The sequence below is a fragment of the Kitasatospora sp. NPDC057692 genome (genome assembly GCF_042799475.1).
Lineage (GTDB): Bacteria > Actinomycetota > Actinomycetes > Streptomycetales > Streptomycetaceae > Kitasatospora.
Genome location: NZ_JBHVIV010000196.1, coordinates 1 through 1,578, shown reverse-complemented (window position 1 = coordinate 1,578; position 1,578 = coordinate 1). Strand labels below are relative to the sequence as shown.

At 66.9% G+C, this 1,578-nt stretch carries 2 protein-coding genes and 1 pseudogene; all 3 read right to left on the bottom strand.

Going from position 1 to position 1,578, the window contains the following annotated elements; translation table 11 throughout:
* The coding region (locus ACFVFS_RS40760) for a hypothetical protein (RefSeq protein WP_380630170.1) at positions 1–204 on the bottom strand (204 nt) is incomplete at its 3' end.
* A 66-nt stretch (positions 205–270) separates the two neighbouring features.
* Positions 271–726, bottom strand: a complete 456-nt coding sequence (locus tag ACFVFS_RS40755) for a transcriptional regulator (RefSeq protein WP_380630169.1) — start codon at positions 724–726, stop codon at positions 271–273.
* A gap of 126 nt (positions 727–852) precedes the next feature.
* Positions 853–1,578 (bottom strand): annotated as a pseudogene (locus ACFVFS_RS40750) (transcriptional regulator); the annotation flags it as partial.

Below are 1,578 nucleotides of genomic sequence, written 5' to 3'. Positions count from 1 at the left end.
CCGGCCCCGTATCCAGCCGTGTTCGTGGCAGTGGTCGAAGTTCAACAGGACTGCGGACAGGGCCGATTGGTAGCCGTCCTCGGAGTAGCGTCGGGCCAACTCCTCCGAGGTGGCCCCGCACACCTCGCAGGCTCCCTCCCGGGCGTAGCGGGAGAGCTGCCAGGGCTTGTACGGGACCAGGCCGTATTGGTCGATGAAGTTCACGCAGTCCCCCACGGGTGACGGGAGGGGCCCCGCCATCAACGGCCAGGGCCCCTCTGTGACTTGCTGCTATGCGCCGAATCCAACGCCGGCCACCATCACGTAGGCGCCCCAGTCGGAGCCGATCGCGTCCTCTGCGATGCCCTCCCAGATGGCGTCCATCTCTGCGATGTCGCCCCGGGCCCACGCGTCCACGAGGTGGCCCCACTGTCCGGGTCGGATGTTGATCCGGCGGACGTTGAGGGCCCGCTGGTTCTGGTTGGGCACCCGGCCCTGATCCAGCGGGTGTACTTCCACCCGTGTCCCCCGGCCGTTGTTAGCGAGCCGCTTTTTCAGGGACTTCGCGATGTTGCGCCGCCTTATGTCGCGGTACGCCGCGTCAATTCGGGAGCGGTTGGCCTTGTTCGGGTCGCGGTCACCTGCGAGCCATGCGAACAGGGTCCGAGGGGTGACCGAGATACCGGCCCGCTCCATTGCCTGATATCCGGCGGGGGAGTTGGTCAGGTACTTGAGTCGGGCCTCCAATCCGCGTTCCGTGCCTACGTCGGAACGGATTCCGTTCGCAAGGACGTCCAGCCGGTGGGCAATTGCTTCCCCGCCGCTCTTTCCCCGTGCTCCGAATCCGCCTGTTGCTCGTCCTCCCATGACGTGTCACTCCCCCATTTCCGCGACCGGGGCGCCGACGACATAGGCACCCTTCGTCTTCATTTCGGTGAGGGCGCGGCCCTCGGTGAATACGGCTTGCCAGTCACCGGCGACGTGCAATTCGTCGGTGCCGGTGATGCGGTGAACGGTCAGGCCGGCGCGGTGTGCCTTGAATGCGCGTCGCCAGAGGTTCCCGTGTGCCTGCGCTCGGATGATCTGTGACCAATCCGTCCGCTCAATCAGGTGATTGAACTTGGAGGCTTTCGCAGAGGTCGAAACGAACTTGGAGTACATGGCCTTGACGTAGGTCAGGGTCACGTCGTCGTCGTCCGCCAGGGCCGCCGCGCGTGCGTCGCGGAGGGTGTCCCGGAAGGCTCGGAGGATGCTCTCCGATGACCCCGAGGTCCACGACTCATGGATGACCGGCGCCTCACAGAGGCTGCCGTACTTCGGGGTGGCCAGGTCCGACAGGAGTTGCAGGGTCGGCCGGGTGACCCACAGGTCCCCGGGCTCTTCCCGGTAGCCGAGGGGGTTGGGCAGATCGGCGTGCGTCCACTCCGGCGGGGTGATCCGGTAGGCGCCGGCGCGGCGGCGGTCGAACTCCCCGCCGGTGGCGTGCTGAAGCGCACCGATCGGGAGGTGGGTGTTCAGGGCCGCCAGGTACGCGGCGTTCACGTCCAGGAGGTGAACCTCGGTGCCCTTCGGGGTGTTGGGGTTGGTCCACTTGGGGCG